Raw genomic sequence first — 15680 nt, 5'->3', positions numbered from 1 at the left:
GATCACAGAATCTTCGCTGTTTGATACATCGTCACGCGTGGCCCAACTCCGGTCCCGCTTCAAGTGGTCCGGGGGGACCTCGTCGTGTTCGATCGTCTCTTGCCGGCCCGTAAGCGTCGCCTCGCACGGGCCGCTGTGCCTGTCACTGCGGCGGCCCTGCTGATCGGTCTGCTGCCTGCTCAGGCCATGGCCTTGCCGCCGGACCCGGCGAAGGCGGAGGTCGGGCGAGAGTCGGTGGACCTCGAGGCACTGGAACGCGATCAGCCAGTATCGGGCCATGAGGCCAAGCCCAAGGTGGCCAGTCTCCGCGCGGAGATACCCACGGAACAACTGTCCGCCGCCGCGAACACCGTCTCTCCGCCGTCGAATCTCTCTGGTTCGGTCACCTTCGGTTCCACGGCCACGACGGCCTCGGCGCACTCGACCACCGCGGCGGCCGACCAGGCGGCTTTCAGCCCCGTCGGCACTCTCCCCGTGAGCCTGGGCCAGGCCCCGGACCAGCCGGCCCCCACCGGTACTTGGCAGGTCTCCATTCCCGACCGCACAGCAGCCGTGAGCCAGGGAGTGGACGGCGCCGTCATGGTGGTGCAGGCCCCCGACGCCGGCTCCGTGCCGGTGTCGGTGAAGTTGGACTACTCCAAGTTCAAGAGCCTCTACGGCGCCGACTGGGCTTCGCGGCTGCGGCTCGTCCAGTTTCCCGACTGCTATCTGACGACGCCGGACGACGAAGCGTGCCAGCAGTACGAGGAGTTGGACACCACCAACGACACGGCGTCGAAATCCCTGACCGCCACCGTCGACCCGGCGACCGACCCCGCGGTGACACCGGCCTCCGCCGATTCCACACGCTCCGAGCGTTCCGGCGTGGTCCGGGCGGCCTACCGCAGGACCACCTCGGCGACTCCCGTGGCGGCAGGCCCCGGTACCGCGGTCGTCGCTGCTATGGACTCCGGCGGTGGTGCCGGCGGCAGCTTCAAGGCGACGCCGCTCGCCTCGGACGGCAAGTGGGAGGCGGGAGGATCGTCCGGCGCGTTCACTTGGTCCTACCCGCTCACCGTGCCGAGCCCGCCCGCCGGACCCGCGCCCGCGATCTCGTTCAACTACAACTCGCAGTCGGTCGACGGGCGTACGGTCGTGTCCTCCGGGCAGTCCTCGTGGATCGGTGAGGGCTGGTCCTACGACCCCGGCTACATCGAGCGCCGTTACCGCTCCTGCCAGGACGACCGCAAGAAGCTGAACGCGGGCACCCCCAACAACACGGCCAAGAAGGACAAGACCACCGACCTGTGCTGGGTCTCGTACAACGCCGTGATGTCCCTGGCCGGAAAGACCACGGAACTGGTCCGCGATGCGGGCTCCGGCAGCGATCCGGAGAAGGACAGCGAGTTCTACCGGCCCCAGCAGGACGACGGCACCCGCATCGAGCACCGCGTCGGCGGCAGCAACGACGACAACAACGGCGAGTACTGGGTGGTCACCACCCCCGACGGCACCCAGTACTACTACGGCCTCAACCAGGTCGGCGGCGGCCACGCCGACACCAAATCCGTTTCCACCGTCCCCGTCTTCGGCAACCACCCCGGCGAGCCCTGTCACGCCGACTTTTTCGCGGACTCCCGCTGCGGTTCGGGCAAGCAGCAGGCGTGGCGCTGGGGCCTGGACAAGGTCATCGACGTCAACGGCAACGTCATGATCGTCAACTACAAGCAGGAAACGAACTACTACGCCGTCCGCAAGAAGTACAAGTCGCCAGAGCAGTACGACCGTGCGCAGTACCCGACCACCATCGAGTACGGCATGCGCCCGGACAGCCTCACCAAGCCGTCCGCCGTCGTCGAGTTCGGTGCCGAACAGCGCTGCCTGAAGTCATCGACCGCATGCGCTGCCGACAACTTCGACAAGACGAGTGACCCGGGCGCCTATCGGCCTTGGTGGGACACCCCCGGTAACCTCAACTGCAAGTCCACGTCCAAGCTGTGCCCGGCCTTCCCATCCTTCTGGACGCAGATGCGCCTGGACAGGGTGACCACGAAGGCGGCCCGCGCCGGACAACAGGGCCTGGGCAAGGTGGACGTGTACGCCTTGCACCAGTCTTTCCCGGCGGACTGGTACGACACCTCCCCCGGGCTGTGGCTGAACTCGATCACCCGCACCGGCTACGGCCCTGGTGACACCACCGGCACCCTTCAGTCCCAGGACGGCATCAGCTTCGCCCAGTACACCGTCGGCTCCACCTCGCCCCTGAAGACCTGGCTCAAGGACCGGCAACTCCCGAACCTGGTGAGCTCGGGCAAGAACGACCAGCGCCCCGGCTTCACCCGCCCCCGCATCGGCACCGTCTCCACCGAGTACGGCGGCGACATCGAGGTCGAGTACACCGGCGGCTGCCGGACGGAACCCGCGGATGACAAGGGCAAGGGCAACGGCACCTGCTACCCGGTCCGCTGGTCGCCGGACGGCGACGAGAAGACCCCCGCCAAGGCATGGTTCAACAAGTACGTCGTCGCCTCCGTCATCGAGACCGACAAGGTCACCTCGCACGGCAAGCCCGTGGTCACCAAGTACGCGTATGAGGGCTCGGCCTGGTCCAAGAGCGACGACGAGTTCACCCGCCCGGCTCTGCGCACCTACAGCGACTGGCGCGGCTACCGGCAGGTGTCGGTAACCAAGGGCAGCAAGACCGTCTCCGGGCAGGGTGACGTCAATCCCCAGTCGTACTCGGTCACCCGCTACTTCCAAGGCACAGGCGCCGAGGTCAAGGACTCCACCGGCAAGTACACGCTGCTCGCGGACGACGCGCCGCAGTACGCGGGTACGACTGCGGAGAGCATCACCTACCGTGACTCCACGGGCCCCGTCCTGCGGCGTACGCTGAACTTCCCCTGGTCCAAGCAGACCGCGTCCCGCGCCCGGGAGAACGAGGACGGGACCGACGGGGATCCGCTCCTTGCCCACCGCACGGGCATCAAGCGTACGGACGACATCCAAACCGTTGACGACGGCGGCTGGCGTGCTGTCCGCACGCTCACCACGGTTGACGAGACCTATGGCCTGCCCATCCAGGTCGAGACGGCCGTCGTGCAACCCAGCGGCAGCGGCGAGACCCTGTCCGACCAGACCTGCACGGTGACGACGTACGTTCACAACACGACGGCCTGGTTGATCGGTCTGCCCAAGGAAGAGCGCACCACCGGCACGTCGTGCGCCGGCTACGCGAAAGCCGATCCGGCCACTCAACTGAAGTCGGCGCAGCAGATCAGCTACGACAACCTCGCCCACGAAGCGACACCGACCAAGGGCCGGGCCACGTCCGTGGCCGAGATCAACGGGGCCGGCACCTCCTACTCCGTCGTCACCAACACGACTTACGACGACCTCGGCCGCGTACGCACGGTCACGAAGCCGGGCGAGGGAACGGTCCAGACGCAGTACACCCCCGAAGCGGGCGGTCCGGTCACCGAGACGAAGGTGACCAACGCCAAGGAGCAGGCCACCAGGACGACGTTCGATCCCGGCCGTGGCCTCCCGCTCACCGTCACTGACCCCAACGGCAGAGTCACCCGCAACGAGTACGACGCCCTCGGCCGCCTTACCAAGGGCTGGTCAGGTTCTCGGTCGTCAGGTGGCAAGTCCCCGAACGTCGCGATCGACTACCAGCCGGCCACCGCCACGAGCAAGGAGAGCCGGCCGGCCGCCGTCACGGTCGAGACACTCAAGGACGACGGCACCTACGCCAGCCAGGTCACCCTCTACGACGGCCTCATGCGCGAGGTCCAGACGCAGTCCGAGGCCCACGGTCCCGGCCGCATCATCGCCGACACGACATACGACGACCACGGCTTGGCCGACGAGCAGACGAGCGGCTACCTCGCTAAGGGTGAACCGGACACCCAGCTGTTCGCTCCCCGCTCCAAGGCGTCGATCCCCAGCTACGTCAAACACCGCTACGACGGCGTGGAACGCGAAGTCCGCGCCTCCGTCTACAACGACGGCGACTACAAATACGCGACCTACACCAGCTACAGCTTCACCAGCACCTGGGTGAACGCTGCGGGTTCGACCATCCCCACCACCCGCACGTACTACGACGCGCTCGGACGCGTCACCTCCATCAAGCACTACACCCAGGAGGCCTCCGACGCCACTGCCGGCCGCTCGACGCGGTACGACTACGACGCACGAGGCAACCGCAGCACGGTCACCGACCCCGCGGGCGACGTCTGGTCCTACACCTACGACGCCCGGGGCCGACTCACCTCCTCCACCGACCCCGACACGGGCACCACGTACACCTCGTACGACGAGGCAGACCGCCCCAACCACACCAAGAACGCCCGTCAGCAGGAGACCTTCACCGAGTATGACCTGCTCGGCCGCGTGAAGTACGTCCGTCAGGGCTCCGCCACATCCTCCCCGGTCACGGAGTACAGCTACGACGACGCACCCGGGGGAATCGGCAAGCCGGGAAGCTCCACCCGGCACACGGACGGCGGCGACTACAAAACCCGAGTCACCGGGTACGACGCCGACTACAACCCCACCGGCACCGAGACGGTCATCCCGTCCAACTCAATGACCACTGGATTGGACGGCACCTACGCCTACGCCTACACCTACACACCCACTGGCAAGCAGCAGTCGGTCACGTTGCCCGCTGTGGGTGGTCTGGCCAAGGAAAAGGTCGTCACCCGCTACAACTCCGACGGCCTCCCCGAGTCGACTTCCGGCCTGACCTGGTACACCGCCGACGCCACCTACTCGCCCTACGGCGAGCCCCTGCGTACCGTCTCCGGGTCCCAGCCGTCCCGCGTCTGGACAACCAACTTCGTCGACCCGCACACGGGTCGCCTCCAGCGCACGGTCACCGACCTGGAGAGCGTCGGCCCCCGGCACACCACCGACAGCTACTACTCCTACGACGTCTCTGGCACCGTCACCTCCAACGCCCGCAAGCTCAGCGAGGCAACCGGTGACACCTGGGACACCCAGTGCTTCACCTACGACGTCCTGGGTGAGCTGCTCCACGCCTGGACGTCGACCGTCACCCCCGGCCGCAACGGCACCGGTTGCAAGGCGGTGGGCGGCACCTCCTGGGGCTACCGAGACGACTACGCCTCCTCCTCCGGGCCTGTCGCCGACGCCCCGGACGAGGCCGGCGATACCACCAGTCCTGACACCGCCCTGTCCACGGGCCTTGCGAACACAGCCCCCGACACCACCACGGTCTCCACCGGCGCCACCGCCTACCGCCAGTCCTTCACCTTCGACTGGCTCGGCAACCGCGCCGCCATGACCGAGCACGACACAGCGGACGCGACCAAGAACGTCTCCTACACCTACGGCTACGGCAAGACGGTCACTGGAAACGGAACCACCCCGTCCTACACGAAGCAGCCGCACACGGTCACGAGCATCAGCTCCACTCCGTCGGGCAAGGGCAGCGCCTACACCTACGACGACACCGGCAACACCCACGTCCGCGACCTCTCCAACACCACCCAAACCCTTGAGTGGTCCCCGGAGAACAAGCTCGACTCCATCACCGTCGACGGCAAGAAGACGACATACGTCTACGACGCCGCAGGCAACCGTCTGCTGGAGAACTCCTCGTCCGGGTCCACTCTGTACCTGGGCGAGACGGAACTGACGACGAACGCGACAGGCACCATCACCCGGGCTTCACGCTCCTACCCCCAGGCCGGCGCACCGACGGTGGCGCGCACGACGAGCAACGGCTCAACGACGGGCCACCAGCTCAACGTCCTCATCGCGGACAACCTCGGCACGGCGAACACGACCGTCCAACTGTCCAGCACGCAACCTGTGACACGCCGAGCCTTCAAGCCCTACGGCGAACTCCGCGGACCGAAGCCGTCGAACTGGCCTAACAAACGTGGCTACTTGGGCGTCGGCATCGATGACTCGACGACCGGCCTGACGCACCTCGGCGCCCGCGAGTACGACCAGAACAGCGGTCGCTTCCTCTCCGCCGACCCGATCATCGACATCACGGACCCGCTCCAGATGAACGGGTACGCCTACAGCAACAACAGCCCGGTCTCCAAGTCGGACCCGACCGGTCTGATCCTGGACGCGGAATCCGGCGGCACGGCACCCTGCACCAAACGCGGCGGCTGCGTACGCGACGCCACAGGCGAGCGCCCCAGTGCCACCTGGAAGGACGAAGGCACCGCCCAGTACGACTACGACGGCGACGGATACATATCCGTCTACCCCACCGTCAAGGTGAGAGCCAATTGGAGCAAGGCGCCCGCGTACATCAACGCGTTCTACAAAAAGCTCGACTTCCTCTGCGACCTGTACGGACGCGACGGCTGCACCGACCAGTCCTTCCCCTCGAACGCGTCGAACGTCAACAACGCGAAGGGCGCCGCTTGCCTGGCGGTCGGCAGGAAGTGCCCTGCGGGGCTCAGCTATGGCGAAGGCGCAGCCATTGCGGCCGGGATCACCCTCGCCGCGGACGGCGGGGAAGGCCCGGGAGGCGTCGGGGTCGGCGGGTTGCGTCTGCGCGAGAGGCTCGGTGGCTGCAACTGCTTCCTCGCTGGTACCAAGGTCCTCTTGGCGGATAAGTCCTCGAAGAATATCGAGGACATGAAGGTCGGCGACGAAGTGCTGGCCACGGACCCCGAGACAGGAGAGACCGGTCCGCACAAGGTCACCCGCCTGATCGTCAACGACCACGACAAACACTTCGACGAACTCACCATCAAAACGCCCACGGGCGAACGCAAGCTCACGGCCACCCACGAACACCCGTTCTGGGTCCCGGAACTCGGTCAGTGGGTCAGAGCGGGCGACCTCGCAGCCGGCATGCATCTGCGCGAGCCGGATGGCTCAACCGTCGAAGTCACGGCGAACCGGGCGTTCTCGGCGCGGACGCGCACGTACAACCTCACGGTTGAAGACCTGCATGCGTACTATGTGCTGGCGGGCGAGACGCCGGTTCTCGTTCACAACAGCAACTGCCTCCAGGGTGGTCTCGCAGCTGCTCAGGAAGCCCGCGGTGTATTCGGAAAGAAAGCCGGCAATCTCTCTGGTGCACTATTCCTCGATGAATACGTTGACGATTGGATGCCACTGTCCAGTGGGGCTGGTAACTTGACGCCAAACTACGTCCGGCCGCCCGGTGCTAGCACTACGAATTTTCACCACTTGGAAGCTCAGGCAGCAGCAGAGATGAGGAGGATGGGATCAGCGAATGGTCATCTATTTATCGCTGACAACAAGCCTCCGTGCGGGGCGTGCCGCTCGAGCTTGCCGACCATGCTTCCATCCGGAGCCACGCTTCACGTCACCTATGGCAGACCCGGCGGGGGTACGACAACTGTGACATATAGAGGAATTCCTGACTAGGTAAAATGAGCCTGGGGGTACGGTGACCTATCACCGTACCCCCAGGCTCGTCTCACTACTATGCGGAAATCGACCTCATCCATCTGATATCGCGCATTCCATCCAAGTAATCAAGGTGCATGGCATCGATTGCGCCGATCTGGACTTCCGTATATCCCGGCTTATTCCCCCAAGGGGCCCGATCTTCCATTGCGGGGCCAACATTCGCGATGAGCCCTTCACCAAGAAAGATTTGATGCCCTGGCCGCGGCCAGAGCCAGCCGCCGAATGAGACTTGCTCCAGCGTTGCCAGGATCTCAGGAAGTCGTGAATCTGGGACATCGTTGCATGCGCGCCAAAAGGAGGTGCTGTAGGCGGATTCATGCATTGCGTTATGGACAAGGAACTCGGAGAGGTCCTCCGCTGACCTTCTCCATGATCCATCCGGCTGGCCTTCGAGGACGACCGATGGCTCATTGACCTCAAAGGCCCATGCTTGATCCCCATAATCCTGCATGAAGATAGCTGTACCGCGTCCGGGCTGAATTTGATCCGGTGTAAACATTTCCTTGAGTGTAATTAGTGGTGTGGACCATTGTGAGGAGAGTTCGTGCCATTCTCTGAGAGGGTCTGGAAGCCAGGAGTAACTCGGAGCCAGTGGTGTAACGGGCGCATCGGAAGGCCCGTGCCAATTGCGGAGGAATGCAGGCAAATCGATTTGCATCGGATCGATCATAAGGCGAATTGTATCAAGAGGCCGGTTTCCGGAAATGACGACTTCCCTGTGCCGCCTGTGGATAGGTTAGCCGTCGCCAGCCGGTTGAGAACTTCCATTGGGGTGAAGCTCCAGCTGACGAGGCGCGGCCCGCTCCAGTTGGTGCCGATCATGAATCCTTCCTGGGCGGCATCAGGCAGGCCATGATTGCGCCAGGCAGGGGCATGGATTCAACTCGTAACCCATGCCCCGAGATCTTCGCCGCGCGCTCGGCGCGGGCCGAGGGCGACCAGAAGGGAAGACTTCGCGTGCCGTCCGCGGAGAGGGGAGCCGGGCTTCCATGGTCATCCCGGACAAGCCAGACCACTTCGCCCTCGCTGACGTCTCGGAAGAATGCTGCTGCCTGCGAACCACTCTGACTCATGACCACGTGAGCCTGGCGTTGGTGCGGTGCGTGGGAACGATCCCTGCGGTAGCACGTGGTGCCGTTCTGGTGCTGATTGCTCTTGGCCGCGTGGAAGACCTGCTGTGCTTCAGTCCGGCCTTGACGCTCCGGGTGGCGTTGTGTGGCAGTTCCTCCTCGCGGAGGTTTGTCAGTGCTGTCGGGGTGTACGTCGCCTTGCATCGACTCTGGGCCGGAGCACTTGCGCGAGCTCGATCAGGGCGCGTGCCTGCGGTACGGGGTGGCGGAACGGGAGCGGGGCGAGGGCGTGAAAACCCCGAAGTGAATGGCCGGAGTTCGCCCTGCCGAGGTGGAGCGGGGCTTCCTACGATTCCCTCGCCTCCCCCTCCTTCACAGGTTCCACACAGTTTCTTCAAGATTGAACGGATGGGCGGAGGCTGAAACCCCCCACTCGACAACTGGAGAAACGATGGCTGGTGGACTCCTCCTGAGCGGCGCCGTAGCCGCTCTTCTCACCACCGCGATACCTGCTTCCAGCTCTTCCCCCGTCTTCGACGACCCGCCCCCGGACAAGATCGTCATCGACGTCGCCACGGTGAACGGCTCCGGCTGTCCCGCGGGCACGGCCGCCGTGGCCGTCTCCCCGGACAACACCGCCTTCACGGTGACCTACAGCAACTACCTCGCCCAGGCCGGCGGCAACTCCGATCCCACGGCCTTCCGCAAGAACTGCCAGCTCAACCTCGTCGTGCACGTCCCGCAGGGCTTCACCTACGCCGTCGCCAGTGCGGACTACCGGGGCTTCCTCTCGCTCCAGTCGGGCGCGACGGGCACGCAGAAGGCGTCGTACTACTTCCAGGGCTCGCCGAACACCGCGGCCAAGACCCACCCGTTCGGCGGCCCCTACAACGACGACTGGCAGGCCACCGACAGCACCGACTGGTCCCAGTTGGTCTGGGCTCCCTGTGGGGTGCTGCGCAACTTCAACATCAACACCGAGCTGCGGGTGTCGGCGGGCAGCTCGCCGAGCAAGGTCAGCTTCATGACGATGGACTCGACCGACGGGGACATCAGCACGGTGTACCACTTCGCGTGGAAGCACTGCCCGGGCTCGTAACCGGGTGTGACGTGTGACCGCGTCGCCCGGCCAGTGCTCACGTGCGCGTCTCGGAGGCGCGGTGACGCTGGTGGTGCCGGGCGGCGCGGGCGCGGTTGCCGCAGGACGGCTTGCACCACTCCTGGCGGCCGTGCGTCTTGAGGGAGTAGCGCCGTCGGCAGCGAGCTCCGCTAATGCGGCTGCAGGTTGCCCTGGACAAGGCGGAATGCGGATGCCGGGTCCGTGGCGCGTGTGACCGTCCGTCCTACGACGACATGTGAGGCGCCCGCGGCAACGGCAGCCCCTGGTGTGCCGGGCCGGGCGTGCTCACCGGGAGAGTCACCGGGCAGAGCAACCCCAGGGGTGACGATCAAAGCATCGCCACCCAGCAGTCCCCGCAAGGTCGAGACTTCCTGTGGTGAGGCGATCACGCCATGGCATCCCGCTTGCTTGGCCAGGCCGGCCAATCGGAGCACCTGGCTCTCAGTGGAAACACCGACACCGATGTCGGCGAGATCGGAGTCGGTCATGCTGGTGACGACGGTCAGAGCGAGGACGTGAAGCTCCGGGAAGTCGCGGGCCGCATCAACAGCGGCGGCCATGATGCCCGCGCCTCCCATGCTGTGCACGGTCACCATGCGGACGCCGAGGGCTCCGGCCGCACGCACGGCACCGGCGACGGAGTTCGGGATCTCGAAGAGCTTGAGGTCCAGGAACACTTCTTTGCCCTGGGCGACGAGGTGCTTGATGAACTCGGGCCCAGCCGCTGTCAGTAGCTCCAGTCCGACTTTGTAGAAGCGGCAATCGTCGCCCAGTTGATCGACGATGCCCTGGGCGGCCGCGCGGTTGTCGCAGTCCAAAGCGACGATGATCTGACTGGTCGGCTCCATGTCGCCATTGTGGTCTGTGGGGTCAACCATGCAGTCCTGAGCGCGCGACCTGTGAGTTCTGATCCGCAAGAACAAGCTGAATGTCGCCGCATCTGCCCGATTTCGGGCAGGATCATGGACGTTCTCCGGTCTCCGGCCTAGGGTGACCGGTCGTGATCACCCTGCATTCGCGCACGTGCTCCGAGAGCGTTCTGCAACGGCCGTCGGCCCGCTGCTGCCTCGACCGCATCGCCGGCACGGTCATCGCCGCCTCCGGCATCCGGCTCGCGCTCGGGCAGTGAGGCAGCTGTCGACGCACCGCAGGGCCACCGGGGGTCGCCGCACGGGCAACCTCACGTCACCCGAGGCGAAAGGGCATCTGCATGTACGCGCTCCCCACCAGCACCGAGGCGGTGGTCTTCGACTGCGACGGCTTGCTGGTCAACACCGAAGCGTGCTGGACCGTTGCGGAAACGGCCATCTTTGCCGCGCACGGCCATCCCTTCGGTCCCGAACAGAAAGCCCTCGTCATCGGCCGAACCGTGGAGGCCGCCGGGGAAGCCATGGCCCAATACCTCGGATGCCCCGACGCCGGGGCCGAACTCGCCGCCGAGCTCCTCGAAGGAGTCCGCAAGGAGCTTTCCCAAGGGGCCAAAGCCCTCCCCGGGGCGGCAGAACTGGTGCGCGCCTGCCGTGCGGCCGTGCCGATCGCCGTAGCCAGCAACAGCCCCCGGGAACTGCTGGACGCGGCACTGTGGTCGGCCGGTCTCGCCGACTGCTTCACCTACTCGTTCGCCGCTGACGAGGTACGTTCACCCAAACCCGCACCAGAGCTCTACCTCACAGCATGCGAAACGCTCGGTGCGACCCCGAAGCGGTCCGTCGCCTTCGAGGACTCGGCCACGGGCATCGCCTCGGCGCGTGCTGCGGGGTTCTACGTCGCGGTCGTACCGTCGCTTCCAGGACTCGACCTCGACCACGACTGGCTGGGCACCAGCCTGGCCGAGCCCGAATTGCAGGAGTGGGCCAGGGAGCTGGGGCGTGGCCATGCGGCTGCCGCGAGTGCGCCGTAGACGAGCCGGAAGCCCTGGGGGATCACCAGGGCCCGGGCCGCGAAGCGCGGGTCTAGGTCGCGTTCGGGGCGTCGTACTCGCGGGACACCACCTCGACGCGTCCGGTGGCCGGGTCGGACCGTACGGTGTCCAGGCCCATGCGCTCCAACTCGGCGATCGTGGCCGCGTGTTCGGTGGTGTTGAGCGGGAGCAGGGCCACCTGGGGGCTGCCTTCGCCGAGCACCACGTCCTCGGCCATCAGGGTCTCCATCATGCGGTGCGCGGAGGCCGACGGCAGCGGCTCGTCCACGGCCATGTGCAGCATCAGGTGCTCCATGCCGGTGTCGACACGTCGCGCCTGCGACACCCAGACCGTGCGGACCGCCGGGAACTCCCGGATGCGGCGGGCCGCCGCGTCCCGCAGGGCCCGCGCCACCGGATGGGTGGACCAGGTGAGCTTCAGCTGCTCACCCCCGGATCGCTGACCGCGTTCACGCATGGTCCGGTACAGCAACGGCATCGGCACGCGGGCCCATTCGGCGGTGGAGAAGAGCCCGAGGACGCCGACGCCGGTCTGCTGGGCGATGTCCATCAGCCGCAGGGCGTCGCAGTGGACCGCGCCCAAGGCCTGCGGGAGCCGTTCGGCACGGCACGCGTCGCTGACGTAGCCGGGGAGCAGGGGGCTGCCGTCCTCGTTCCGCAGGAACATCACCGACCCGTTCGCCTGCACGGGCACGAAGACGCCATGATCGGCGAGGGCGGCGAGCAGCTGGTCCGGCTCCGTCGCGGCGGCACCGCGGTCGAGTATGTCGGCGAGCGCCGTGTTCACGGTCATGCGGGGCGCTGCGCGGCGTAGGTGAGGAAGCCGGCCCAGGTGGTGGGGGAGAGGGCCAGCTGGGGGCCCTGCTTGTCCTTCGAGTCGCGGACGTGGATGGTGGCGGGGGTGTGGGCTACCTCGACGCAGTCGCCGTCGCCGCCGCTGCTGTAGCTGCTCTTGAACCAAGTCAGTTCAGTGGTGCTCATAAGTCCCCTCGCATCCGCTGCAACAGGCTCCGGGAGTCTTCCAGCGTGAGAGCCTGTGAGCGCATCCTGGCATATCGCCGCTGGAGGATGCTGACCTCTTTCGCGTCGGAAACCAGCAGGCCGCCTCGCTGTCCCTCGCAGTAGGCGAACCATTTGTTGTCGGGGGTCTCCAGCAGTTGCATCGAGCCGTCGAGTCCCGCGTGCGACTCACGCGCCGTCGGCATGATCTGGATCTCCACGTTGCGGAGAGCGGCGAGATCCAGCACGTGGTCGATGAGTTCACGCGTGACGTCCCGTCCGCCCGTCCGGCGCCGAAACAGGTGCTCCTCCAGGATGAAGCCGAACGCCGTGTTGGCCCGGTTGCGCAGTAACTGCTGACGATCCGATCGAGCCGCCCACTGAGCCTCGATCTGGTCGTCGTCCAGCGGAGGCAGCTGCTGGGTGAACAGCGTCCGTGCGTATGCCTCCGTCTGCAACAGCCCCGGAATCATCCGGCATTCGTACGTGTAGAGAGTGATCGCCAGTTTCTCCAGCCCGGCCCACCGCCGGAACCAGGCCGCCAACCCCGCCTGTCGCTCCAGGCACCCCGCCGCCTTCTTCAGCGCCCCGGTGTTGCCCAGGACCCTCTCCGCCGCCTCCACGAACCCCACATCCGGCATCCGCCTCCCCAACTCCACCGACGCCACCGTGTGTTTGGAGAACCCCACATGCCGGCCGAACTCCTCCCTGCTCAGCCGGTGATACTCGCGAAGCGCCTGCACCACCGCCCCGAACGTCCGCATGCTGTCCGAAGACTCCGGCTCGCCCACCCGCCCGTCGACCACCGCGGTCACCTCCCGGGCCCATGGTCACGGCCAGTCACCGGTACTGTCCAGTCCGTAACCGCGTACGCTCGCGGAGCGTACGCGCGCCGTACCTGGTGAAGCCCGGCTCGCGCGCCCCACATTGGGCTCATGCTCACCCAACGCCTCAGCCCGACTCCCCGCGGCGCCCGCCTGGCCAGGCACCTCGCCCTCGCTCAACTCGACGCCTGGGGGATCCCGCACGGCACCGACGCCGCCGACGCGGTGGCGGGGATCGTCGCCGAGTTGGCCGCCAATGCCGTGATCCACGGGCGCGTGCCCGGTCGGGACTTCGAGCTGCGGCTCTCCCTGCTTCCCGGGCGGGTGCGGGTCGAGGTGACCGACACGCGCGCCGAACGCCGCCCGCCCGGCCCTCGGGACGTGTGCGAGCCCCCGCTGCTTGCCGAGGCGGGGCGTGGGCTCGTGCTGGTCGACGCGTTGGCGGATCGGTGGGACGTCGTGGACCGTGACCCGCCGGGGAAGACCGTGCGGGCCGAGGTCGACCTGCCGTTGCCCCGGCGGAAGTCGAATACTTTGCGTGCTTGACCCTCGCGCGAGTGGTCGGTGGTTCGACGTTGACCGGCAGGTGATCTGAGCAGCGATTCCGGCCGTTCGGGGCGCGTGGGGGCGTGAGTTGCGAGTGGGACTCCCCTCGCGCGCCGTCCGTTTTGCTTACTCAACGTGACGACCACTCTGGTAGCACTGTGTACGCAGCGTGACGACGTCACGTCGTCGCACTCTCATGTGCCACGGGATACGAGGGAGAGTCATGCCACTCGAGACGACGGCAGCACCGGATGCGGGCGCGGAGTCGCCCCAGCAGCGGGAGCAGCAGAGCCTCAGCACCGCGGCGGCGCGCAATCTCGCCACCACCACCAAGTCCGAACCACAGATGCAGGGCATCAGCTCGCGCTGGGCCTCCCGCATGCTGCCCTGGGTGAACGTGCCCGGTGCGACCTACCGGGTCAACCGCCGCCTGTCGTTCACCGTGGGGGACGGCCGGGTGTCGTTCGTGAAGACCGGCTCGAAGGTGCAGGTGGTCCCCGCCGAACTGGGCGAACTGCCGCTGCTGCGCGGCTTCTCGGACACCGGCGTGCTCGGCGCGCTGGCCGACAGGTTCGTGCAGAAGGACTTCACGCCGGGCCAGGTCATCGCCCAGGCGGGCCGCAAGGCCGATCACGTGTACCTGATCGCGCACGGCAAGGTCGAGAAGATCGCCGAGGGGCCGTACGGGGACGAGTCCGTGCTCGGGCTGATGGCCGACGGGGACACCTTCGGCGGTCAGGTGCTGGCCGGGCAGGACGGGAAATGGGAGTTCACGGCCCGAGCGGCGACGGTCACCACGTTGCTCGCGCTGCCGATGACGGCGTACAAGGCGGTGGCGGAGCGGCACGAGGCGCTGCGCAGGCATGTGCAGCAGATCAGCTCCGACGGTCACCGCAAGGTGAACCGGTCGGGCGAGGCGGTGATCGAGCTCTGCTCGGGACACGTCGGCGAGGAGGCCCTGCCGCAGACCTTCGCCGACTACGAACTCGCCCCGCGCGAGTACGAGTTGAGCGTGGCGCAGACCGTGCTGCGGGTGCACAGCAGGGTCGCCGACCTCTACAACGAGCCGATGAACCAGACGCAGCAGCAGTTGCGGCTCACCGTCGAGGCGCTGCGGGAGCGGCAGGAGCACGAGCTGATCAACAACGAGGAGTTCGGCCTGCTCCGCAACGCCGACTACGACCAGCGGATCTCCACGTACTCGGGCCCACCGACCCCGGACGACATGGACGAGCTGCTGAGCATGCGGCGCAAGACCCGCTGCTTCCTCGCCCACCCCAAGGCGATCGCCGCGTTCGGTCGCCAGTGCAACAAGCGGGGCCTCTACTTCGGCGGCATCGAGCTGCACGGCAACCACCTGCCCGCCTGGCGCGGGGTGCCGCTGCTGCCGTGCAGCAAGATCCCGGTCAGTGAGCAGGGCACGTCGTCGATCATCGCCATGCGTACCGGCGAGGCCGACCAGGGTGTCATCGGCCTGTACCAGACCGGGATCCCGGACGAGGTGGAGCCGGGCCTGAACGTGCGGTTCATGGGTATCGACGAGAAGGCGGTCATCTCCTATCTGGTCAGCACCTACTACTCGGCCGCGGTCCTGGTGCCCGACGCCCTCGGTGTCCTGGAGAACGTCGAGATCGCCCGTACGAACGGCAGCTGACGTGGGGGGGGGGGGGGGGGGGGGGGGGCGGCGGGGGGGGGGGCCTCGGGGGGGGCGGCGGGCATTTCGGAATCGAGAGGGGGTCGGCAGCCCCCCCCACCCTTTCGCTTTTGGGGTGAGGAGGAGC

14 protein-coding genes are annotated in these 15680 nt (G+C 66.8%); 6 read left to right on the top strand and 8 right to left on the bottom strand.

Features of this window, described 5'->3' with window-relative positions; translation table 11 throughout:
* Window positions 1-135: 135 nt before the first annotated feature.
* Window positions 136-7374, top strand: coding sequence for a polymorphic toxin-type HINT domain-containing protein (locus tag AC07DS_RS03135; RefSeq protein WP_479142180.1), 7239 nt, complete (start codon window positions 136-138; stop codon window positions 7372-7374).
* A 58-nt stretch (window positions 7375-7432) separates the two neighbouring features.
* Here AC07DS_RS03135 and AC07DS_RS03130 read toward each other — a convergent pair whose 3' ends face one another.
* Genes AC07DS_RS03130 through AC07DS_RS03120 form a run of 3 tightly spaced genes read right to left on the bottom strand, consistent with a single transcriptional unit; the run spans window position 7433 to window position 8492 of the window.
* On the bottom strand, window positions 7433-8089 hold the full coding sequence (locus AC07DS_RS03130; RefSeq protein WP_479142178.1) for a hypothetical protein: 657 nt from the start codon (window positions 8087-8089) through the stop codon (window positions 7433-7435).
* Entirely contained in the window at window positions 8086-8241 is a 156-nt protein-coding gene (locus AC07DS_RS03125; RefSeq protein WP_479142177.1) for a hypothetical protein, read from the bottom strand. The genes AC07DS_RS03130 and AC07DS_RS03125 overlap by 4 nt, the downstream gene beginning before the upstream one ends.
* A complete protein-coding gene (locus tag AC07DS_RS03120; protein WP_479142175.1) occupies window positions 8238-8492 on the bottom strand; it encodes a DUF2750 domain-containing protein in 255 nt (84 codons plus the stop codon). Before AC07DS_RS03120 ends, AC07DS_RS03125 begins: the two co-directional genes overlap by 4 nt.
* Window positions 8493-8940: 448 nt before the next feature.
* Between AC07DS_RS03120 and AC07DS_RS03115 the strand changes: the two genes are divergently transcribed.
* Complete coding sequence (locus AC07DS_RS03115) at window positions 8941-9588, top strand: DUF4360 domain-containing protein (protein ID WP_479142173.1); 648 nt, start codon at window positions 8941-8943, stop codon at window positions 9586-9588.
* A gap of 37 nt (window positions 9589-9625) precedes the next feature.
* On the opposite strand, the gene AC07DS_RS03110 is transcribed toward AC07DS_RS03115, so the two are convergent.
* Window positions 9626-9787, bottom strand: coding sequence for a CGNR zinc finger domain-containing protein (locus tag AC07DS_RS03110; RefSeq protein ID WP_479142171.1), 162 nt, complete (start codon window positions 9785-9787; stop codon window positions 9626-9628).
* Window positions 9759-10457 carry an orotidine-5'-phosphate decarboxylase gene (gene pyrF / locus AC07DS_RS03105; protein ID WP_479142169.1) on the bottom strand — a complete coding sequence of 233 codons (699 nt, stop codon included), beginning with the start codon at window positions 10455-10457 and terminating at the stop codon, window positions 9759-9761. The genes AC07DS_RS03110 and pyrF overlap by 29 nt, the downstream gene beginning before the upstream one ends.
* A gap of 152 nt (window positions 10458-10609) precedes the next feature.
* Here pyrF and AC07DS_RS03100 point away from each other — a divergent pair, with 152 nt between their 5' ends.
* Both AC07DS_RS03100 and AC07DS_RS03095 read left to right on the top strand, forming a co-directional pair.
* Window positions 10610-10738: a hypothetical protein gene (locus AC07DS_RS03100; protein ID WP_479142167.1), complete on the top strand. Its 129-nt coding sequence runs from the start codon at window positions 10610-10612 to the stop codon at window positions 10736-10738.
* 81 nt (window positions 10739-10819) lie between these two features.
* On the top strand, window positions 10820-11509 hold the full coding sequence (locus tag AC07DS_RS03095) for an HAD family hydrolase (RefSeq protein ID WP_479142165.1): 690 nt from the start codon (window positions 10820-10822) through the stop codon (window positions 11507-11509).
* Between the two features lie 52 nt (window positions 11510-11561).
* On the opposite strand, the gene AC07DS_RS03090 is transcribed toward AC07DS_RS03095, so the two are convergent.
* The 3 genes from AC07DS_RS03090 to AC07DS_RS03080 are packed head-to-tail and all read right to left on the bottom strand — an operon-like array spanning window position 11562 to window position 13335.
* Window positions 11562-12323, bottom strand: a complete 762-nt coding sequence (locus AC07DS_RS03090; protein ID WP_479142163.1) for a hypothetical protein — start codon at window positions 12321-12323, stop codon at window positions 11562-11564.
* Window positions 12320-12511, bottom strand: coding sequence for a DUF397 domain-containing protein (locus AC07DS_RS03085; protein ID WP_336114857.1), 192 nt, complete (start codon window positions 12509-12511; stop codon window positions 12320-12322). Before AC07DS_RS03085 ends, AC07DS_RS03090 begins: the two co-directional genes overlap by 4 nt.
* A complete protein-coding gene (locus tag AC07DS_RS03080; protein ID WP_479142885.1) occupies window positions 12508-13335 on the bottom strand; it encodes a helix-turn-helix domain-containing protein in 828 nt (275 codons plus the stop codon). The genes AC07DS_RS03085 and AC07DS_RS03080 overlap by 4 nt, the downstream gene beginning before the upstream one ends.
* A gap of 129 nt (window positions 13336-13464) precedes the next feature.
* Here AC07DS_RS03080 and AC07DS_RS03075 point away from each other — a divergent pair, with 129 nt between their 5' ends.
* Entirely contained in the window at window positions 13465-13899 is a 435-nt protein-coding gene (locus AC07DS_RS03075; RefSeq protein WP_479142161.1) for an ATP-binding protein, read from the top strand.
* Window positions 13900-14122: 223 nt separating this feature from the next.
* Window positions 14123-15553, top strand: a complete 1431-nt coding sequence (locus tag AC07DS_RS03070; RefSeq protein ID WP_479142159.1) for a family 2B encapsulin nanocompartment shell protein — start codon at window positions 14123-14125, stop codon at window positions 15551-15553.
* The last annotated feature ends 127 nt before the right edge of the window (window positions 15554-15680 follow it).

Source organism: Streptomyces sp. NPDC044064 (genome assembly GCF_056434245.1).
Note: the sequence above shows the minus strand (reverse complement) of the source record. Positions and strands in the feature narration are given on the sequence as shown.

What these genes read in the sequence shown, in the direction of transcription:
- AC07DS_RS03130 (WP_479142178.1), bottom strand. Translation starts at nt 8,089, where the DNA reads ATGATCGATCCGATGCAAATCGATTTGCCTGCATTCCTCCGCAATTGG.
- AC07DS_RS03125 (WP_479142177.1), bottom strand. Translation starts at nt 8,241, where the DNA reads ATGATCGGCACCAACTGGAGCGGGCCGCGCCTCGTCAGCTGGAGCTTC.
- AC07DS_RS03120 (WP_479142175.1), bottom strand. Translation starts at nt 8,492, where the DNA reads ATGAGTCAGAGTGGTTCGCAGGCAGCAGCATTCTTCCGAGACGTCAGC.
- AC07DS_RS03115 (WP_479142173.1), top strand. Translation starts at nt 8,941, where the DNA reads ATGGCTGGTGGACTCCTCCTGAGCGGCGCCGTAGCCGCTCTTCTCACC.
- pyrF (WP_479142169.1), bottom strand. Translation starts at nt 10,457, where the DNA reads ATGGAGCCGACCAGTCAGATCATCGTCGCTTTGGACTGCGACAACCGC.
- AC07DS_RS03095 (WP_479142165.1), top strand. Translation starts at nt 10,820, where the DNA reads ATGTACGCGCTCCCCACCAGCACCGAGGCGGTGGTCTTCGACTGCGAC.
- AC07DS_RS03090 (WP_479142163.1), bottom strand. Translation starts at nt 12,323, where the DNA reads ATGACCGTGAACACGGCGCTCGCCGACATACTCGACCGCGGTGCCGCC.
- AC07DS_RS03085 (WP_336114857.1), bottom strand. Translation starts at nt 12,511, where the DNA reads ATGAGCACCACTGAACTGACTTGGTTCAAGAGCAGCTACAGCAGCGGC.
- AC07DS_RS03075 (WP_479142161.1), top strand. Translation starts at nt 13,465, where the DNA reads ATGCTCACCCAACGCCTCAGCCCGACTCCCCGCGGCGCCCGCCTGGCC.
- AC07DS_RS03070 (WP_479142159.1), top strand. Translation starts at nt 14,123, where the DNA reads ATGCCACTCGAGACGACGGCAGCACCGGATGCGGGCGCGGAGTCGCCC.